The organism is Natronorubrum thiooxidans, from assembly GCF_900156475.1.
Taxonomy (GTDB): domain Archaea; phylum Halobacteriota; class Halobacteria; order Halobacteriales; family Natrialbaceae; genus Natronorubrum; species Natronorubrum thiooxidans.
Map to the genome: position 1 here is coordinate 17,645 of NZ_FTNR01000007.1, position 18,997 is coordinate 36,641.

The following is an 18,997-nucleotide window of genomic DNA, read 5'->3' on the forward strand; positions in this document are numbered from 1 at the left end:
CAAAAACAGTCTTATTGAGGGTTCTACTGACGGAAAATAGCGGAATAGCGATCCAAAAGAATGACAAACGATCGACGCATCTATCTACGAACTAGAAAGAAACGAGCAGTAGAAACACATCGTTTTGGGCGGAATCCGCTCCGAAACGTCTCAAACGGAGCTTCAAATCGAATTTCCGGTGAATTAGAAGTGTATTGACTACCGTCAATTCTTTTTCTGTTTTAGGACTTAATGGACTTTTTCCTTTGAGGCCACTTATATCTATCCATACACAAGTAGCACTGGACCATCCTAGTAGTATAGTTATGTTTACTCAAGGGCATATCTAGGAGTAGTTATTGCGACAAAGCTAAGATTAGAGCGATCTCATACAAATACACTCTATTCTACCATATATCTATGGTTATACAGCACTCTTTGTTTTTATCTATGATAGAATCCATAGTACATCAATATACTATCCAGAATAGATCCGGAGTAAGCTCCATGTTACGCCTAAAATCACCTCTCTTGTAGTTCTCCCTCCTTCCTGTGAAAGGCGTTTCACCGGAAACCCGGTGTGTGCGCGCGGCGTATTCAGCGTGATACCCCCCCCCTTGATTATTTCCCGTTTCACCGGAAACCCGGTGTGCGCGCGCTCCCAGTCAAGACACTCTCGATCGTTATCTACTTCACCGGAAACTCGGTGTGTGGGTGCACGTCGTTTCGGACCGATGCACTGGGTACGCCGACCAGATCGTCAGCTGCTGTCCAATTCATCGGAAACCCGGTGTGCCCCCTTCACCGTTCATGGATGATCGAGCCTCTCTCACGACCGAGAGATTACTAACGTTCATATTATCTCTTGTAACTAAATATCATTCAGAACAGTATTTCACCGGAAACGTGGTGTGTGCTCGTCGGACCTGCTGTGTACACCCGGCCAGCAGCTGAACCCGGTAGTCGATACTGATCTACGGGTAGTTGGTTCTGACTCGAACGCGAGTCAGTAGCCGAGTATCAGTCGGCATCTACTGTTTACGGCGAGGATCTACTGTTTACGGCGAGGATCTACTGTTTACGGCGAGGAGGATGTCACTTAGTAGTAGTAGAGTTCGAGTTCGTGTCCACAGTTCCGACACGCCGTTTCACTCCCCTGTAGTCGGTTGGCATGACTCTCTTCGTCGATCCCTGGCCCCGGTGGAACGGACGCGTTGATCGACGTCTCACACTCCGGGCACCCGATATGCACCTCTGCTGGGTCTGACTGAGCCATACCTTGGGCGTATTCGACTCACTCCAATAGTTATCCCAACCGTACGATCGGTTTCGGGAAGATTTCTCAGACAGACTACTGGCAGTCTGGTCCGGCGCGACCGCGAACTCGATTGCGGTCGCGCCGAAAACCAGGGATAGCACACCGTCTCACACGATGTATGTTACATCTTCGAACTCGAAAAATGCCGTCTCGTAACCGTCGTGTCGTGATACCTGTGGTGGAGCGTCGACGGAAACCGTTATTTCGTCGCCTGACTCGAGGTTGTCGACTTCGAGTCCGTAGTGGTGGCCGAATTCGTGATCGAGCGTCTCGGTCAGCGACTCAGGCTCGAGGACGACCGATCCGGCGCGCTCGACCGTCACGCTCAGTCTCGCAAGCGGAAGGATGACATCGTTGTACGGGGTTCGTTTACAAACGACAAGATACGACCCGTCGTCGGTTACTCGATCCTTCTCACTGACTAGTGCGGAGATTTCAGCGTCGGCGCTTTGTTCGGTACCCAACAGTTTACCGGGTAACTCTTCGACTGGTTGCCCACTCGACGTGGGGGGATAGCCGGGTCCGTTGAAACTATCTGGACTGTTGATCCCTCCGTGATCGTGTGCGTCGCCGTGTTCGGTCCCGTGATCACCATGCTCGCTGTGATCCATCAGTGATAGTGCATCACGACTGCCGCGACGGTCGTCGTTGACTTCCTCGTACTCGAGGTTGTGAATGTCCGATCGCTCGAACTCGAAGTCTATTTCGAGCGTTGTCGCGCTTTCGAATCGGTGTTCGAAGGTCCCGCTTCGCTCGGTCTCGAGCGGGCCGATCCGGATGCGAGCCGTGTACTCCCCTTCTTCCGGAAGTTGGATGTTGTCGCCGTAGTGAAATCCCATCCGCTGGGAGAGCATCGGCCAGGGTGAGAGCCGCCCGCCGACCGAGTTGCCGTCGTGGAGGAGTTCGAGTCCGACGTTCACCGGAAGGACGGTGTCCGTCTCGACGTCCCAGGCGGTTATCATGAGGTGCATACTGTCGTCGACGTCGACGTCGACCTGCTCCGTGTCGCCGGCGACGAGCCAGAAGCGGTGGGGGAACGTATAGCTCAGTTCGACGGCATACTCGCCATCGATTGCTTGTCCATAGGTGTTCATCTCCTCGCTGCCTGCAGGGAGATAGACGGCATCCGGTCGATTCTCGACGAGCGGTGGGTTCGACCAGGCGGACTGTTCGTCGAAGCCGAGGCGATCGAGACAGCCAGCGACGCCGATACTGCCGACGACAGCTGTTCCGTGCAAGAAACCCCGACGATTCATTATACTCGAGTAGGGGAGGCGGTGACAAAACGCCTGTTGGTTCAACGATCGAATGACTTCCAAGTAGCCGGTGATTCTCCGCACCGACTATCTTTAAACAGCGAGAGAATCCTGCCGTTCACGGCGGGCGTGAATCGCGTCGGTCGACTACGCAATCCACGAACTACAACCGACTGAATACCCCACGAAACAACGTTTAATACAATTGGCCTCATTGTATCAGGTGAGGCCAAATGAAGTACAACCTTCAAAAAGGGTCGCACACAGTCTACGCGCTCCAATATCACTTTGTGACCGTCACGAAGTACCGTTCGACCATCCTCACCGAAGAAATCGCGGAACGTATCGGTGAGATTGCGAACGAACTCTCGGAGGACTTCGGGGTTGAGATTCAGAACGTGAACGGTGGGGCTGACCACGTTCACATCCTGTTCACTGCGAAACCGACCACCGACATGACGAAGTTCATCAACTCGCTGAAGGGCGTCACGTCGCGGAAGGTTCGCAGTGAGTATCCCGAAGTGAAACAGACACTCGAAGGTTCGTTCTGGCAACCGGGGTATTTCCTCGCCAGCACCGGGCAAGTGAGCATCGACGTCCTCATGGACTACGTGGAGGATCAGTGATGTCTGGTACGGCAAACAAGACGCTCGAGGCGACTCTTGCCCCGCCGACAGCCCACAAAGAGGAGAAGCTTCAGGACACGCTCGAGACTTATCGTGAGGCACTGCAAGATGCGTTCGACTCTGGCGCGGATACGATGGGCGGTGTCTCCGAAGTAGTGACGCCGTTTGACCTTCCGTACCAAGCGAAGGCTGCGCTCTGTAGCTACGTCAAGAAGCTCCGAACGACGTACAACGCTCGAGAGATTGACGACGAACACCCGCTCCGTCTGACGAACCAAGCTGCAAAGTTCGATCACTCAAGCGAACGTGAGCACGAGTTCACGTGGTGGGCACCGCGACCGGGGCGCGGAACGAACTTCTGGATTCCGCTCCGAATCAATCCGGAGCAAGAATCACTTTGGCACGATCTCCTCAACGGGGACGCGAAGGCCGGACAGATTCGACTTCAGCGCCACCGGAAGAACTGGGTACTTCACGTCACCGTCGAGTACCCAATCGAGGAACCGACGACAAACGGTGACACCACACCAGTCGGGCTTGATATCGGTGAGACTGCGCTGATTACGGCCTGTGGCCTTAAGCACGGTACACCGACAAGACCCGTTCTCTGGAGTGGCAAGCGTGCGAAACACCTCCGAAAGGAAATGTCGACCACGCTTCAGCGACTACAGGAACGCGATGCTGAATGGCGCATTGACGAACGGTTCGACTACTACCAGAACGTACTCACGGATATCCTCGAGAAGGCCAGCTGTGAGGTCGTCGAATACGCTGGCACCTTCGAGAACCCGGTGATGGTGATGGAGGATCTGACGTACATCCGTGAGAACTTAGACTACGGGAAGTACATGAACCGGCGACTTCACGCATGGGCCTTTGCACGGCTTCAGGGTCGTGTTGAGGACAAAGCGAGAGACGCCGGTATCCCAATCAAATACGTGAATCCAGCCTACACGTCGCAGACGTGCCACGAGTGCGGACACATCGGAAAGCGAAGTACACAAGCGGAACTCCGATGTACGAACGATGATTGTCACGTCTCGACGTTTCAGGCAGATATCAGTGCAGCAGCAAGCATCGCTAAGCGGGTTGATCCGTGGGGAGAGAGCGTTCCTTGGAAACCGGAACGCAATGACTCGCCTCGGGATGGGAGTGGTAGTGACACCGCCGTAAGATCACCCAAGCCGAGCGTACCTACGCAAATGACGCTTGGAGCGTATGAGTCTTAAAACCTTACCGGCAAACCCGGTATTCCTACTGCGTGGGAAGCCTCGCCGTTTACGGCGAGGAGGATGTCACTAGGTGATCGTGATTGATAATTGAACTCCTCTTCGGTGGCCGAACCAACGGACATTTTATCGCCCACTCCTACATATCGCGTATGAAACGGCGGACAGATCTTCACTCGCTTGGGGTCGCCGGTGTTGCTGGCTGTCTCGACAGTCTCGACCGCGAGAGTGGCGACAGCCGAACGATTCTTCCACCGCCGGACGATCGTCTTCCGGACGCCGAACAGGAGGGCGGCCTTGAGACGGCTGTCGAGGATCTCAGGGTCGTCATTGGGGTGGCATAACGATGCGCCGACGGGACTTTCTCGCCGGAGTCGGCAGTGTTGGCGTCGTCGCTGGTGCTGGTGCAGTCGCCGTGTACGGCGTTCCGTCTCCTGAGTCCCTGCGTGACGGCGGTGGTGAAGACGGACCATATGAGCCACTCGAGATCGAGACGATCGACGCGCCGGGAAGCGAGGCCGGGACGATACAGGTCCCGGATCCCGAACAGGCAACGTTCGTCGATTTCTTCGCCACGTGGTGTGGGCCGTGTATCGATCAGATGCCGGCGCTCGCCGAGGCCAACGAACGAATTGGTGACGAGGTGCTGTTCTATTCCGTCACCAATGAGAATTTCGGCGATGACGGTGCATCTCCCACGGCTGATCTCGCCGACTGGTGGGCGGAACACGACGGCAACTGGACCGTCGGGCTGGATCCGACAGCAGAGTTGTCGGCGCGCTATCTCGATGGCCTTCCGACGGCCGTCGCAATCGATGCCTCGGGCCGCGTTCAGTGGTCCGACTCCGGCGTCAAAACCGCGGACGAACTGGTCAACGGGATCGAACAGGCACTCGAGGCCGACGACGGTGACGGGCTGTTATGATCGACGGCTCGCTGCCGCTCGCGTTCGCGTTGGGGGCGGGCGTTGCGACGTTCTTCTCGCCGTGTGCGTATCCGCTCTTGCCGGGGTACGTCGGCTTCTACGTCAGTCAGACCGAAGGCGAGGACGCATCCCTGTCGGGTGCGCTAAGCCGCGGCTTGATCGCCGGAACCGGCGCACTCGTGACGCTTGGAGTGTTGTTGGTCGCGGCCTATCAGATCGGCCACTCCACGCTGTCGAACATCACGCTGTTTGAGCCGATCGTCGGTGCGCTGCTGGTCGTCTTCGGTCTCTTGATCGTGTTCGATCGGGCCCCATCGCTGTCGATCACGCTCCCGAAACGTCGCTCGAGCGTCCTCGGGTTCGGTATCTTCGGGGCCGGCTACGCGCTGGCGGCTGCGGGGTGTGTTGCACCCCTGTTCATCGCCGTGATTGCACAGGCACTCTCCCTGCCGCCGTTGTCGGCAGCACTCGTCATCGGAACCTACGTCGGCAGCATCGTGTTGCTGATGGTCTCGCTGACCGTCGCGACGGGGATGGGCCTCATTGCCAGTGCTGGTCGGCTGGCAGCACACAGCGGAACGCTCAAGCGAATCGCGGGTGCGATCATGATCGTCGCCGGGCTCGGACAGCTGTATCTCTCCATCGTTATCCTCGACGTCCTCTGAGTTTATTTGCGGAAAAATAGAAGCCTCAGGGCTTGAACCCGAGGCGGTTCATACACCACAGCACCGTCTCGGACTCCACGTCGGCTTTCGTTCACAAGGCGATCACTTGTTTTGCTCCCCGTTGTCCCACTATCGATGGACTCGAAACGACCCGACGTCCGACTGGAGGACTCACCGGACGACGACGGACTCGTGACCAAACGCGGTGACTCGAGCGACGACTCGTCACTGCTCGAGCGGCTTCGCTCGTATCTGCGGCGGTAAGTACGCCTACCGGCCTCCCGACGCACAGCCCGTGGTCCTGCGAAGCGGGTCGGGGTCAGCCTACTCCGGATCTTCGAGCAGCCCGAGATCGGTCGCGACGAGATCTGCGATCTGGTCGGCGATATCGGGGTCGACCATGGCGATGTCGTCGCCGTCGTGGAGCTGTTCGTTGTGTCGTTCGATCGCGTCAGCCACAGCATCGAGTGACACACGCGATGTCGTTTCGCAGTCGGCGCAGACGATCGGGACTCTGGGATCGTCCGACTCGGTTCCGGCTGTCATTGGTGAGCACTCTCGAGCGGATGGTGAAAATCCCACTGATCGGACTCGATCCGTACTCGGTGAACGGTAGCCGAGCGCGTTGGGGTCCGTCAGCGAGCCCAGCGACGGGAACTGACGAGTGCAGCGAGTGCCAGCGCGAGAATCGCAGTGACGACGCCGAATCCGGGGACTTCGTCGTCGGTGTCAGTGTCATCGTCGTTCGTCTCGCCCGTCGTTTCGGGTTCGGTGTGCTCGCCGTCGTCGTCACTCGAGTTCTCGTCGTCGGAGACGGGTTCGCCGTCGGCGCCGGTCACCTCGCTATCGAGTTGGAGGACGGCGACGACCTGTCCGTGTGAGCCGCCGGGGTAGTAGGTCCAGCCGCCACCGGCGTCCGCGTACGGCTCGGCGGCCTCGATCGGATCGGTGTCGGTGTCCCACGTGTCGTGTGCCTGTTGGATGTAGCCGACGGTCTCGATTTTGTCGGCGTGTTCGCCCTCGATCTGGATTTCGCCGTACTCGACGGTTCCGTCCTCGGGCAGACCGTGCAGTTCGATGCAGTGACTATCCATGTAGCCGCTTCCCTGTGGAAGGTCGTCGGTCGTTCCGAACTGGTCGGCATCGAGTGGCCGTTCGTAGTTGTCGGTCAGCGGGTAGGTGACGGTCATTGGATCGGCGTGGCTGTGCCACGACGTCGACTCACCGGTCGGGAGTGTCACCGTCGTGTTCGGGACGGTCTCACCGACGATGGGATCACCCGCCTCGTTGAGGAGTGTGACACAGATCTTCGCGGACCCCTCACCGAGATACGGTTCTCGGTACTCATCGCGCGGGTTGACGTAACTGACCCAGTTGCCGTCACTGGCTTCGTAGTACTCGTCGTCCGGGCCCGGTGCCGCTTCGACATATGCGTCTTCGGAGACGTTCAGTTCGGTGTCCGAATCGGGGGGCGTGAGGGCCGGATTCGTCGCCGGATCGTCGCTTGCGCCACCGACCGCAGCGACCCCGACCAGTCCGATACAGAACACGACGAACAGGCCAGTTGTGACGAGTGTTCGCGACCGGACCATGGCTAGTCACCTCCTCGTGTTTGATTCGTCTTCGATCGTTCATACCCGACATCGTATCGCTCAAGATGATCATTCGGCCGGTGTCTCGAGGACACGTGCTGTTGTACCCGCGATGGTCGCTGTATCATCAATCGTGACTGTCATGCGATTGGTTGTATATATGAATCATCTAACAGGACGTAATACGCTATTAGAGACTATTATCCAGTGCCTACGAACCAGAGACTGTCGTGTCGACACTTGAGGATCGTCGGCAGCACTGTCAGTCGCGATCAGTCGAGGTCCATTGTGGTCTCGACCAGCGTCTCCAACTCGAAGTCGTTGAGCGGATGGGGTTCGTCCTTTACTGTCTCGACGACGAACTGCGAACTCGTTCGGACGACTTCGCTGATGCTCTCGTAGTCGCTGATGAGCCGGTGGACCATTTCACGGTCTGCGAGGTGTGCGATCACGACGAAGTCGGTCTCTCCCATCGTGAAATAAACCTGGTTGACGCCTTCGATCTCGGCGAGTTTGTCCCCGACCTGTGTATGGTACTGCTCGTCGTACTCCGCGATGACTTCCGTAATAACCGTGATCTCGAGGCCGAGTTTCTCGAGGTCGATATCGAACAGATCGTCCAGGACGATTCCCTCTTCTTTGAGCTTCGTGATCCGATAGTGGACCGTCGATTTCGGGATATCGGTGTACGCTGCAATTTCGTCTGGGCTCCCCGTGCCGAGTGTCGCGATCGCCTGGAGAATGCGAATGCTGCGCTCGTCCATATTCCATACAAGGTTGTGGCTGGGTAAACACCATTCGAATGAACAGTTATCGAAAATTCAAGGCGGATACCCCGAGGCTTGACCTCGGGGAGGACGCCGACACTCTTCTCCACAAACCACGTCCGATAGCATAGCCGACTCCAAATCCAATATATAATTTTTAAGTATCTCTACATATACTAATGAAGTATGGAGGTTGTTCGGAATATCCAAGTCAAACTCGACGTGTCCGAAGAGGACTACGAAGTCCTCGATGAGACGTTCGAGCAGTTCCGACAAGCGGCGCAACACGTTGCTGACCACGGATGGGACGACAACCCCTACGGAATCACAGACACGAAGAATACACTCCATGAGGAAACGTATTCTGACGTTCGTGAGAAACTCTCCCTGCAATCCAGTCTCGTTCAAAGTGCCCGCAACCTCGCAACTGACGCCCTCTCAAACTGCAAAGACCGCAAGTTCGATGGCGAGAAAGCCAGCAAGCCCGAGTTCAAAGGCACAGTCGTTGTGTACAACGGTCGCACCATCACGTACAACGACGACCACGTCTCCCTCGCTACTGTGGACGACCGCGTGACCGCAGAATACGTCACACCCGTCAACGAGGACGGCACGCCGTTCGAGGACTACTGGACGGATGAGTGGGAGAAAGCCGAAGCAACACTCCACAAGCGCGATGGCACGTACTACCTCCATGTAGCCGTGAAGAAAGAAGTCGAACCCGCTGATTCTATCGACGAAGAATCCGAGAACGGAGTGGTTCTCGGTGTTGATTTAAACGTGGATGGGTACGTCGCTGTCACCAGTACGGGAGCGTTCCTCGGTAACGCAGACTCCCTCAATCACCGTCGAAACGAGTATGAGCGTCGGCGCGGCAATCTGCAACAGACAGGCACTCGCTCGGCCCACCTCACTATCAAGAGCATCGGCAGCCGATTCGCTCGATGGAGCGCCGACTCCCTCCATCGCATCTCCAGCGAAATCGTTCGAGAAGCCGTGGAGAACGATTGCACGGCGATTGCGTTCGAGAACCTGAAACACATTCGGAAACGTATCTCGAACGCCTCGAAGTTCCAGCAGTGGGCGTTCCGTGAACTCCAACGGCACGTCGAATACAAAGCCGAAGAGTACGGTATCGACGTAGATGATGTGGCTCCGGCGTACACGAGTCAGCGGTGTAGTCACGGCGAATGTGGATTCACGCACGAGAATAACCGTGACGGTGACGAGTTTGAGTGTGTGAAATGCGGAAAGGAACTGCATAGCGATTATAACGCCGCTCGGAATATCGGGTGGCGTCTTGTTCAGCACTGGCTCAAGTCTGGTGCTGAACGAGCCACAAGTCAACTGGCTCTGAAGTCAGGGACGTTGAACGCGAACGGTCGATTTCGACCTACTGCCTTACGCAGTTAGAGCGGGAGTCCACTGACAAGCCTCGGGGCTTGACCCCGAGGCAGTTGACTGACGAGCCCCGACCCCTGCGGTCATGGGTGTTGATATCCGAACGTCAACCGAGTCTGGTGGGCGATTTCGGGACAAATATTCATCACCTCGATCTGACAATCACGGTTCTATATGAATTATGTTCAACAGCATCTGATAAGTTAGACTTATTTGCCAATAGTTCCCATCACACGGTATTGTGTTCGAAAGGGTGCTGATCGCGAACCGCGACGAGATCGCCGTTCGAATCATCCAGGCATGCACGGAACTCGGTATCGAAGCGGTGGCAGTCTACAGTGATGCGGACGAAGACGCCAAACACGTTCGACTGGCCGACGACGCCTACCACATCGGCAGCTCGAAAGCAAAAGCGAGCTATCTCGATCAGAACGCGCTCCTCGAGGCTGCGCGCGCGGGTGACGTCGACGCGATCCATCCGGGATACGGCTTTCTCGCCGAGAACGAATCGTTCGCCGCCAACGTCGAAAACAGCGAGTTCGAGTGGATCGGCCCACCGAGTGACGTGATGGCTGACTTCGGCGAGAAGACCAAAGCCCGCAAAATCATGCAGGCAGCGGATGTCCCGATCGTTCCCGGTACGACCGAACCGGTAACGTCGGCGGCTGAAGTCGAGGCCTTCGGCGAGGAACACGGCTATCCGATCGCGATCAAAGCCGACGGCGGCGGCGGTGGTCGTGGCCTCAAGATCGCCCACGACCCCTCCCAGATCGAATCGAAACTGCAGGAGGCAATCCGCGAGGGCGAGGCCTACTTCGACAACCCCAGCGTCTACCTCGAGCGGTTCCTCGAGGATCCACGGCACATCGAAGTCCAGATCATCGGCGACGACCACGGCAACATCCGCCATCTCGGTGAGCGCGATTGCAGCATTCAGCGACGCCAGCAGAAACTCGTAGAGGAGTCGCCCTCGCCGGTGTTAGACGAGGAAACCCGCGAGGAACTCTGTGCGGCGGCGTGCCGGGGGGCTGCCTCGGCGGACTACGTCAACGCCGGGACAGTCGAGTTCCTCTATGAGGGCGGCGAGTTCTACTTCATCGAGGTCAACGCCCGAATTCAGGTCGAACACACTGTTACCGAGGAACTCACCGGGATCGATCTGGTCAAGTGGCAGCTTCGCGTCGCTGCCGGCGAGGAACTCGCCTTCTCGCAGGACGATATCGAACCGCGCGGCGCGGCGATCGAGTTCCGGGTCAACGCCGAGGATCCCGACAACGACTTTATTCCGCTGCCCGGCACGCTGTCGACGTATCGGCCGGCACGCGGGATCGGCGTTCGCGTCGACGACGGCGTCGATGAGGGTGATTCGATCGCGCCCTTCTACGACTCGATGTTTGCGAAACTGGTTGTCACCGGCGAGGACCGAGCCGAAGCGATCGCCCGCGGCAAACGCGCACTCGAGGAGACCAGTATCGAGGGCGTGCCGACGACGATCCCGTTCCACCAGCTGTTGCTCGAGGACGAGGGATTCGTCGCGAACGAACACACGACAACGTACGTCGAGAACGACCTGCTCGCCGAGTAACTTTCCGTTCGGAGTTTCTCGCCCGTCTCGGTCCAATTTTGCGTTCACTGTCGGTGTGCAGTTAGACCGTCTCAGACGACTTCGGGCAGCGACGCGAGTTCGATATCAGTGTCCTCGAGTCGGTCGTGAATCGCCTCGAGCACCGCGACGGCGTTTGGATTGTCGCCGTGGATACAGATACTGTCCGCGGGAATCGAGATCTCCTCCCCGTTTGCTGCCTCGACGACGCCGTCGGTGGCGATCGAAACGAACCGATCGGCGACGAGTTCGGGATCGCGATCCTCGAGCGTCTGTTCGACGATCAGGGAGCGATCGGCTCGGTAGTCCAGATCGACGTAGCCCTCGAAGACGGCTCGGAGGCCGTCGACGTCCTGTGCGACCTCGTAGATATTCATATCGGTCGCTAGGTAGATGAGGTCGTCGTCGACCTCGAGCATGCCTTCCATGACCGCACGGGCGTGGTCGGGGCTCTCCGAGAGCATCGAGTACATCGCTCCGTGCGGTTTGACGTGCTGGACGGTTGCCCCGTGGCGGCGTGCAAACGCCGTCAGCGCACCGAGCTGGTAGACGACATAATCCCGTACCTCCTCCGGGCTGGCATCGATCTTCCGGCGTCCGAACCCCATCTTGTCCGGCAGGCCAGGATGAACGCCGATGCCAACGTCGTGTTCGGCGGCCAACTCGACTGTTTCGCGCATGACGTGGGGGTCACCCGCGTGATAGCCGCCGGCAATGTTCGCGGACGTGATGTAGGGCATGACGGCCTCGTCGTTGCCCATCTCCCAGTTGCCGAAACTCTCGCCCATATCGCAGTTGATATCGATCGTTGCCATGGGTGTAATTCTATCACAATCGTGCATATAACTTCCGTCAGGCTGTCCAACGCCGTGACGAAAGCTGCATATTGTCCATACAAATCCCGTCGATCTCCTTGCTATTCGAACTGAACTTTTTTGTTGAATTCGAGTGCGAGAGGCGAGAAACTCGTCACTTTGCGGTCACGCAGTTGGACGGCTACTGCATCCGAATGAGTCACCGCTTTCTTTCTTCGTAACCGATAGTTGAGTATGACCTCCGACCAGTTCGAGTACGATGCTATCGGTGTGATCCGTACGCCCTTCGAGTCGCCCGAAGGGATGCCGATCCAATCAGCCGGCACAGACGCTACGGGGACCGTCGAACTTGCGGAGTCGTATGCGGCGGGATTGCAGGACCTAGCGGAATTTTCTCACTGTATCTTGCTGTATCATTTCCATGCGTCCGACGACGACGTCTCGTTGACGGTCGAGCCATTTCTGGATGAGGCTGAACGGGGACTCTTTGCGACCCGTGCGCCACAGCGCCCGAATCCGATCGGCCTCTCGGTCGTCGAAATCGACACCGTCACAGATCGGGAGATAACTGTCAACGGAGTGGATGTCGTCGACGGAACACCGCTGCTGGACATCAAACCGTTCGTTCCTCAGTTCGATGCCCCGGACGACGTCGACGCAGGCTGGCTCGAGACGTCCCAGTCGGCAGTTACCGAAAAACGAGCTGACGATCGATTCTGCTGACAGCAAAGCGCTGTCTCCGGCACCCAGTTTCGGACCGTTGACGCCTCGCTCGAGATCGTTACTCGATCGTGACGAGTTCTTGATCGGCTTCGATCTCGGCTTCGTCGTCGACGAGGAACTCGCTGATCGTCCCTGCGCTGTCGGCTTCGATATCGTGGAAGTTCTTCATCACTTCGACGAGACCGATCGTCTCGCCTTCCTCGACGGTGTCTCCCGCTTCGACAAACGGCGGGTCCTCGGGATCTGGACGGCGATAGAAAACGCCCGGCATCGGTGAGTTGACTGTTGTTTTATCGGACATGGTGTGTGTTCTGTGTTGAACTCGGTCTGGATCGGCTTCTTTGTTTTGGCTTTTGTTCGGATTCGTGTCGGACTGTTGGCTATCAGTCCGTCGACTCGATTTCGGCTCGAATCGTCTCGAGGCGTTCGTCGCGTTCTTTGCGGGCAGCGAGTGCTTCGTCGACATCGACATCCTCGAAGTACACCGACTTGTGCGTCTGTCGCTGTGCGAGCAGTCCGCGGTCGGCACTGATGACGGTCCCAACGGTCGCGTAGCCCCCGCCCGTGACCGCATCCTGCAGGAGGACGATCGGTTTCTGGGGCATCTGGATCGAGCCGATGGGGTAGCCGAGGTCGACGACATTTGATGGGTCGGTCCCGGCACCGAATGGCTGTTCGCGCTCTTTGAACTCCATCTCCGGCCCCTCGAGTCTGTAGCCGATGCGATCCGCTTCCGGCGAGACCGTCCACTCGGCCTCACAGAGCGTCTCCTTGCTTTCCTCAGTCAGTCGGTAGTCCGTGAGGCCGAGGACGACACGGACGGTGTCTTCGTCAGCATACGCCGGAACGTACTCGTCGTCGAGTTGCGTCCCGACCAGGTCGGTCGGGGTGTCGTCGGCCTCGCCGATCGGCAGTTCGTCTCCCTCCTCAAGACTCCGTCCTTCGTGACCGCCGATTCCGACGAGCGTGTACGTCGAGCGACTACCCATTACTTCGGGGACGTCGATCCCGCCGGCGACAGCGAGATACGCACGTGCGCCTTCGGTCGCAAACGCCAACTCGAGTTCGTCGCCAGCGTCGACGGCGACGGTTTCCCACGTCCCGATCGACTCGCCGTTGAGACTCGGCGACATGTCAGCACCGGTGATGGCGATGACAGTATCCTCGTCGAACGTCGCCGTGATCCCCTGGTAGGTCATCTCGATCGTCGCGGCGTCGGCCTCGTTGCCGACGAGATAGTTTGCGACCGTGTGGGCGTACTTGTCCATCGCTCCCGACGGGGGCATGCCGATGTGGTAGTGGCCAAAGCGCCCGCGGTCCTGTACCGTACTCGCGATCCCGCCTTCCTGAATGGTGATCATGCGATTTCCTCCGTGAGTTGGTCGGTGTACTCGAGTGGCGATTCGAAGAATTCGTCAGTCGAGAACGTCACCTGTTCGGTGGTGTACTCGTACGTTCCGGCCTCGACCTCCTCACGGATCGCGTCGTACTCCTCGCGATCGATCCGTCTGTAGTTGAGGATGTCGCCGGGGTTCGGGAGCACCATCGAGTCGTTGAAGTCGGCCAACTGCTGGTCGACGTCGAGCACTTCGATGGGCGTCCGGCCGTACAGTTGGTAGCCGCCAGCGCCCTGGACCGGGTAGATGACCGAGAACGCGCCGCCGAATCCGACCGCGCGACTGGGCGTGTCGGTCCGTGGCTCGACGTATTTGGGTACCTCTAGCTGCTGGTCTCGAGGCACCATCTGGAAACACCACGGCAGCCCCGGGACGAACCCGACCATCGTGACCATGTGGGGTGCCGAGACGAACGCATCGAGGAAGGATTCGACGTCGTCAAAGCCGTTGAGTTGGGCCGAGTACTCGAGGTCGGTCCCGTCCGGGTCCTGGTGGCGATCACGGAACTCCATGAGTGTCTCGTGGGTCCACGGATCTTCGAACAGGACGGGCACGTCGATGACGCGGGTGTCCCACTCGTAGTTCTCGATGTCGGTCGCCGCTTCGATCTCTTTGAGTTCCGCGATCACCTCGTCCGGATGGATGACGCCGGGATCGATGCGAAGCATGTAGGAGGCGTTGGCCGGACAGTTCTCGATGATCCCGTCGATATCGCGCTCGGCGACCTGTTGGGTGATCGCCATCGCCTTAAAATTGGCAGTAAAACTCATTTCCTCCGCGAGCTCGACGAATACGTGGTCATCAGCCCCGTACTCGTATCGTGGCTCGGGAAGCTCCTGTGGTGTAATCTCGCTTGCCATGCTGTACGATGACAATTCAGAGTACACGCATGAATAGATATTGGTCCGTGCGTAACATTCTCACCACATCTCGAATCAAATTCAACCACCGGGCGGGCAGGGAAATAGCATACAATACCCGAACCGGGTGCGACCGACAGTGTTGCGTGCCTGACTCGAAACCGAGACGATATCCTCAACTGTCGTCGTCAGCGCTCTCGAGTCCCTGTCTGTCAACCCGGTCGGTCACCGCCAGATTGGATTCCCCAAACTCACTTCCGGGCTGACGTGGGACACCACGTAATGGGAGTTCAAACACGTCTCCATCGCGAAGTGATCTCGGCGTTCAGTACAGGACCAACGGACGATCGCTCCTCAGACGGTCGTCTCGGCAGATATCTCCTGGTTGCGGTCGGTGCCCTGGTCGTCGCCTACGTCGTGACTCGAGTACTGGGCTCGAGCGACGACGCTGTCGACGAGATCCGGGAGCGAGCCACGGATGCGGTCCCGGACGACCCAACCCAGGCTGCGACCGAGACACTGGATCGAGCTGACGAGGTCGCGACGATCCCGATCGGGGACTCCGAGAGCGACGAACCTGAGCCCGATGCCGAGTCAGCTATCGACTCGGACGACGACGTGATCGACGACGCGGAGACGAATGCTGAGTACACTGACGACGAGCGTTCGGCCGACGAAATCGCCGAGCGTGCGGAATCGAACGTTCAGGAGGAACCGGCCGAACCGGGCGAGATGACAGTCGATGAGGACGTCGCGGAGGAACTCGTCGACGAGGTCGATACCGACTCGGCGTCCGAAACCGAGACCGAGAGCGACAGCGCCGACGACGAGGAGTGAGGTCGACAGCGCCGCCGACGCCGCGCCGCATCGATTGCAGCGGCTGCCGTCTCGCTCAGCCGCTCGAGTCGCACGGAACGTGGTGTTTATCCGCCGCTCGTCCCTAACGCGTTCCGATGACTGACGGGGACGTCGCGGCGTTTACACACCTCGGGCCGACGGTTCGTGGGGCGCTCTCCGAACGCGGCTTCTCGAGGCCCACGCCACCACAGCGACTGGCGATTCCGCCGCTGTCGGCCGGCCAACAGACGCTCGTGATTGCCCCCACCGGCAGCGGCAAGACCGAGACGGCGATGTTGCCCGTCTTCGACCACTTACTCGAGGACCCGCCCGAGGGATTCGGCGCGCTCTATGTCACCCCGCTGCGGGCGCTCAACCGCGACATGCGCGACCGCCTCGAGTGGTGGGGCGACTATCTCGACCTCGAGGTCGACGTCCGCCACGGCGATACGACCCAGTACCAGCGCGGCAAGCAGGCGGAAAACCCGCCGGACGTGCTGGTGACGACGCCCGAAACCCTCCAGGCGATGCTCACCGGGGAACGCCTGCGGGAGGGTCTCCGGGACGTCTCCCATGTCGTGATCGACGAGGTCCACGAACTCGCGGCGTCGAAACGTGGTGCCCAGCTTGCGATCGGTCTCGAGCGGTTACAGGACCTCGCAGGGCCGATCCAGCGAATCGGCCTGTCGGCGACGGTCGGTGATCCGGCCGAGGTCGGCCAGTTCCTTACTGGGGGTCGGCCCTGTGAGATCCGAGAGATCGACGTCGGAAGCAACATCGACGTCACCGTCCGCGAACCCGAGATCACCGACGCAGACGAACGGCTGGCGGGCGAACTGATGACTGAAGCCGACACGGCCAGCCACGTTCGATTGATCCGAGACCTCGTTGCGGAACACGAGTCGGCACTGATCTTCGTCAACACGCGTCAGACAGCGGAGGCGCTTGGCTCGAGATTCACCGAACTCGACCTCCCGATCGGCGTCCACCACGGCTCGCTCTCGAAGGAGGCCCGAATCGACGTCGAAGATCGGTTCAAAGCCGGCGACCTCGAGGGCCTGCTCTGTACGTCCTCGATGGAACTGGGAATCGACGTCGGTCGGGTTGATCACGTGGTCCAGTACAAAAGTCCCCGGCAGGTGACGCGACTGCTCCAGCGAATCGGGCGTGCGGGTCATCGCCAGGACGCGGTCTCGAGTGGCACCATCATCACGACCCGCCCCGACGACACGCTCGAGGCAGTGGCAATCGCCCGTCGAGCTCGAGACGGTGAGGTCGAACCGACGGCAATCCACAACGGAAGTCTCGACGTGGTCGCAAACCAGATTCCAGGATTCGTCCAGAGCCGCGGCTCGACATCCTTCCGTGAGGCCTACGAGACGGTTACGCGCGCGTACCCGTTTCGTGATCTTCCCGAGGAGACGTTTCGCGAGGTCGTCTCGGAACTCCATCGCAATCGGATCGTCTGGTTCGACGAGGCCGAGGACCGTCTCGAGACCACGGGCGGTACCTGGCAGTACGTCTATGCCAATCTCTCGATGATCCCCGACGAGGAGACCTACGAGGTCCACGACATCGCCTCGAGCACCCAGATCGGGACGTTAGACGAACGGTTCGTGGTCAACTTCGCCCAGCCCGGCGAGGTGTTCATCCAACGCGGCGAGATGTGGCGCATCGCCGAGATCGACGACGAGGAGGCGCGAGTGAAGGTCAGCCCGATCGAAGACCCCGCGGGCGAGGTGCCGTCCTGGACCGGTCAGGAGATCCCCGTCCCCGCCGCCGTCGCCGGTGAGGTCGGCGACATTCGGTCCGTCGCCGAGCCACAGCTGTCGGCTGGTGCGGACGCGGGAGCCGTCTCGAGGGAACTCGCCCATCGATACCCGGCCGACGAATACACGCTCACGCAGGCCTGCGGGCAACTCGAGCGCCACGTCGCGGCCGAGGCACCGATGCCGACGGCTGATCGACTCGTCCTCGAGCGGCAGGGTCGAACCATCGTCCTGAACGCGCCGTTCGGCCATATGATAAACGAGACGCTCGGTCGACTGCTTTCCTCGTTGCTCGGCCAGCAGGCCGGCTCGTCTGTGGGTCTCGAGACGGACCCCTACCGGATCGAACTCGAGGTACCGACCTCGGTCGCGACGAGCGACGTGCTGGCGGTGCTCGAGGAAACTAATCCCGACCACGTCGAGGCGATCATCGAACTCGGCCTCAAGCGCTCGGACGCGCTCGCCTTTCGGCTCGCGCAGGTCTCGGCCAAGTTCGGCGCGCTCAAACGCTGGCAGAACAACGGCTCCGGGCGACTCTCGAGCAAGCGGCTGTTGGCGGCCCTCGAGGACACCCCGATGTACGCCGAGGCGATCCGCGAGGTGTTCCACGAGGATCTCGACGTCGATCGGGCGAGTACGGTCCTCGAGCGCCTCCAATCGGGCGAACTGGAACTCGTCACTCATCGAGGCCGAACGCCGGTCGGACAGGGTGGCCGCTCGGCTGGCGGCAAGGAGCTTCTGGCACCGGAAAACGCGGATGCGAGCGTGATCAAGACGGTCAAGGAACGCCTGCAGAACGACCGAATCATCCTGCTCTGTACCCATTGCACGGAGTGGAAGGCCAAAACAAAAGTCAGGCGCGTCGCCGACCAGCCCGAGTGTCCCGAGTGTGGCTCCACTCGGATCGCGTCGCTGAACCCATGGGCCGACGAGGTCGTCCAGGCAGTCCGCGCCGACGAAAAAGACGACGAGCAGGTGTCGATGACCGAACGCGCGTATCGGAGCGCGAGCCTCGTCCAAAGTCACGGCAAACAGGCCGTGATCGCGATGGCTGCTCGCGGCGTCGGGCCGCACAACGCCGCCCGGATCATCAACAAGCTCCGGGAGGACGAAGCCGAGTTCTATCGCGATATCCTCTCGAAAGAGCGCGAGTACGCGCGAACCCAGTCGTTTTGGGATTGAGGCGGCTGCGACAGTCACAACTGACCGATACTCTCTCTGCTGAATGAGACTGC

General features: G+C 59.2%; 20 protein-coding genes. 11 read left to right on the plus strand and 9 right to left on the minus strand.

Annotated features, from left to right (window positions below):
- Nucleotides 1-1,078: 1,078 nt before the first annotated feature.
- Both BW940_RS21495 and BW940_RS10770 read right to left on the minus strand, forming a co-directional pair.
- Nucleotides 1,079-1,255: a hypothetical protein gene (locus BW940_RS21495; protein ID WP_159440165.1), complete on the minus strand. Its 177-nt coding sequence runs from the start codon at nucleotides 1,253-1,255 to the stop codon at nucleotides 1,079-1,081.
- A gap of 149 nt (nucleotides 1,256-1,404) precedes the next feature.
- Nucleotides 1,405-2,553, minus strand: coding sequence for an iron transporter (locus BW940_RS10770; protein WP_076609220.1), 1,149 nt, complete (start codon nucleotides 2,551-2,553; stop codon nucleotides 1,405-1,407).
- A 233-nt stretch (nucleotides 2,554-2,786) separates the two neighbouring features.
- Between BW940_RS10770 and tnpA the strand changes: the two genes are divergently transcribed.
- From tnpA to BW940_RS22355, 6 genes are all read left to right on the plus strand, one after another.
- Entirely contained in the window at nucleotides 2,787-3,179 is a 393-nt protein-coding gene (gene tnpA, locus BW940_RS10775) for an IS200/IS605 family transposase (protein WP_076609221.1), read from the plus strand.
- On the plus strand, nucleotides 3,179-4,408 hold the full coding sequence (locus BW940_RS10780; RefSeq protein ID WP_076609222.1) for an RNA-guided endonuclease TnpB family protein: 1,230 nt from the start codon (nucleotides 3,179-3,181) through the stop codon (nucleotides 4,406-4,408). Before tnpA ends, BW940_RS10780 begins: the two co-directional genes overlap by 1 nt.
- Nucleotides 4,409-4,560: 152 nt before the next feature.
- Nucleotides 4,561-4,752, plus strand: a complete 192-nt coding sequence (locus tag BW940_RS10785; RefSeq protein ID WP_076609223.1) for a hypothetical protein — start codon at nucleotides 4,561-4,563, stop codon at nucleotides 4,750-4,752.
- A 2-nt stretch (nucleotides 4,753-4,754) separates the two neighbouring features.
- Entirely contained in the window at nucleotides 4,755-5,333 is a 579-nt protein-coding gene (locus BW940_RS10790; RefSeq protein ID WP_076609224.1) for a TlpA family protein disulfide reductase, read from the plus strand.
- Complete coding sequence (locus BW940_RS10795; protein ID WP_076609225.1) at nucleotides 5,330-5,998, plus strand: cytochrome c biogenesis CcdA family protein; 669 nt, start codon at nucleotides 5,330-5,332, stop codon at nucleotides 5,996-5,998. The genes BW940_RS10790 and BW940_RS10795 overlap by 4 nt, the downstream gene beginning before the upstream one ends.
- 135 nt (nucleotides 5,999-6,133) lie before the next feature.
- Entirely contained in the window at nucleotides 6,134-6,262 is a 129-nt protein-coding gene (locus BW940_RS22355; protein WP_268875539.1) for a hypothetical protein, read from the plus strand.
- Nucleotides 6,263-6,322: 60 nt separating this feature from the next.
- Here the strand turns inward: BW940_RS22355 and BW940_RS10800 are convergent, their stop codons facing one another.
- From BW940_RS10800 to BW940_RS10810, 3 genes are all read right to left on the minus strand, one after another.
- Nucleotides 6,323-6,544, minus strand: a complete 222-nt coding sequence (locus tag BW940_RS10800) for a hypothetical protein (RefSeq protein WP_076609226.1) — start codon at nucleotides 6,542-6,544, stop codon at nucleotides 6,323-6,325.
- An 89-nt stretch (nucleotides 6,545-6,633) separates the two neighbouring features.
- Nucleotides 6,634-7,590, minus strand: coding sequence for a PGF-CTERM sorting domain-containing protein (locus BW940_RS10805; RefSeq protein WP_076609227.1), 957 nt, complete (start codon nucleotides 7,588-7,590; stop codon nucleotides 6,634-6,636).
- Between the two features lie 272 nt (nucleotides 7,591-7,862).
- Entirely contained in the window at nucleotides 7,863-8,354 is a 492-nt protein-coding gene (locus BW940_RS10810; RefSeq protein WP_076609228.1) for an Lrp/AsnC family transcriptional regulator, read from the minus strand.
- A 189-nt stretch (nucleotides 8,355-8,543) separates the two neighbouring features.
- On the opposite strand from BW940_RS10810, the gene BW940_RS10815 reads away from it, so the two are divergent.
- Nucleotides 8,544-9,770, plus strand: coding sequence for an RNA-guided endonuclease InsQ/TnpB family protein (locus BW940_RS10815; RefSeq protein WP_076609229.1), 1,227 nt, complete (start codon nucleotides 8,544-8,546; stop codon nucleotides 9,768-9,770).
- A gap of 229 nt (nucleotides 9,771-9,999) precedes the next feature.
- Nucleotides 10,000-11,343, plus strand: coding sequence for an acetyl-CoA carboxylase biotin carboxylase subunit (locus tag BW940_RS10820; RefSeq protein WP_076609230.1), 1,344 nt, complete (start codon nucleotides 10,000-10,002; stop codon nucleotides 11,341-11,343).
- A 71-nt stretch (nucleotides 11,344-11,414) separates the two neighbouring features.
- Here BW940_RS10820 and BW940_RS10825 read toward each other — a convergent pair whose 3' ends face one another.
- On the minus strand, nucleotides 11,415-12,176 hold the full coding sequence (locus BW940_RS10825; RefSeq protein WP_076609231.1) for a LamB/YcsF family protein: 762 nt from the start codon (nucleotides 12,174-12,176) through the stop codon (nucleotides 11,415-11,417).
- 234 nt (nucleotides 12,177-12,410) lie between these two features.
- Here BW940_RS10825 and tsaA point away from each other — a divergent pair, with 234 nt between their 5' ends.
- Nucleotides 12,411-12,899: a tRNA (N6-threonylcarbamoyladenosine(37)-N6)-methyltransferase TrmO gene (gene tsaA, locus BW940_RS10830; protein ID WP_076609232.1), complete on the plus strand. Its 489-nt coding sequence runs from the start codon at nucleotides 12,411-12,413 to the stop codon at nucleotides 12,897-12,899.
- Between the two features lie 58 nt (nucleotides 12,900-12,957).
- Here the strand turns inward: tsaA and BW940_RS10835 are convergent, their stop codons facing one another.
- The 3 genes from BW940_RS10835 to BW940_RS10845 form a co-directional block, all read right to left on the minus strand.
- A complete protein-coding gene (locus tag BW940_RS10835) occupies nucleotides 12,958-13,200 on the minus strand; it encodes an acetyl-CoA carboxylase (protein ID WP_076609233.1) in 243 nt (80 codons plus the stop codon).
- Nucleotides 13,201-13,282: 82 nt separating this feature from the next.
- Nucleotides 13,283-14,260, minus strand: coding sequence for a 5-oxoprolinase subunit C family protein (locus BW940_RS10840; RefSeq protein WP_076609234.1), 978 nt, complete (start codon nucleotides 14,258-14,260; stop codon nucleotides 13,283-13,285).
- Complete coding sequence (locus tag BW940_RS10845; RefSeq protein WP_076609235.1) at nucleotides 14,257-15,156, minus strand: 5-oxoprolinase subunit B family protein; 900 nt, start codon at nucleotides 15,154-15,156, stop codon at nucleotides 14,257-14,259. Before BW940_RS10845 ends, BW940_RS10840 begins: the two co-directional genes overlap by 4 nt.
- A 282-nt stretch (nucleotides 15,157-15,438) precedes the next feature.
- Here BW940_RS10845 and BW940_RS10850 point away from each other — a divergent pair, with 282 nt between their 5' ends.
- Nucleotides 15,439-15,993 carry a hypothetical protein gene (locus BW940_RS10850; protein ID WP_076609236.1) on the plus strand — a complete coding sequence of 185 codons (555 nt, stop codon included), beginning with the start codon at nucleotides 15,439-15,441 and terminating at the stop codon, nucleotides 15,991-15,993.
- A gap of 116 nt (nucleotides 15,994-16,109) precedes the next feature.
- Nucleotides 16,110-18,944: a DEAD/DEAH box helicase gene (locus BW940_RS10855; RefSeq protein ID WP_076609237.1), complete on the plus strand. Its 2,835-nt coding sequence runs from the start codon at nucleotides 16,110-16,112 to the stop codon at nucleotides 18,942-18,944.
- The last annotated feature ends 53 nt before the right edge of the window (nucleotides 18,945-18,997 follow it).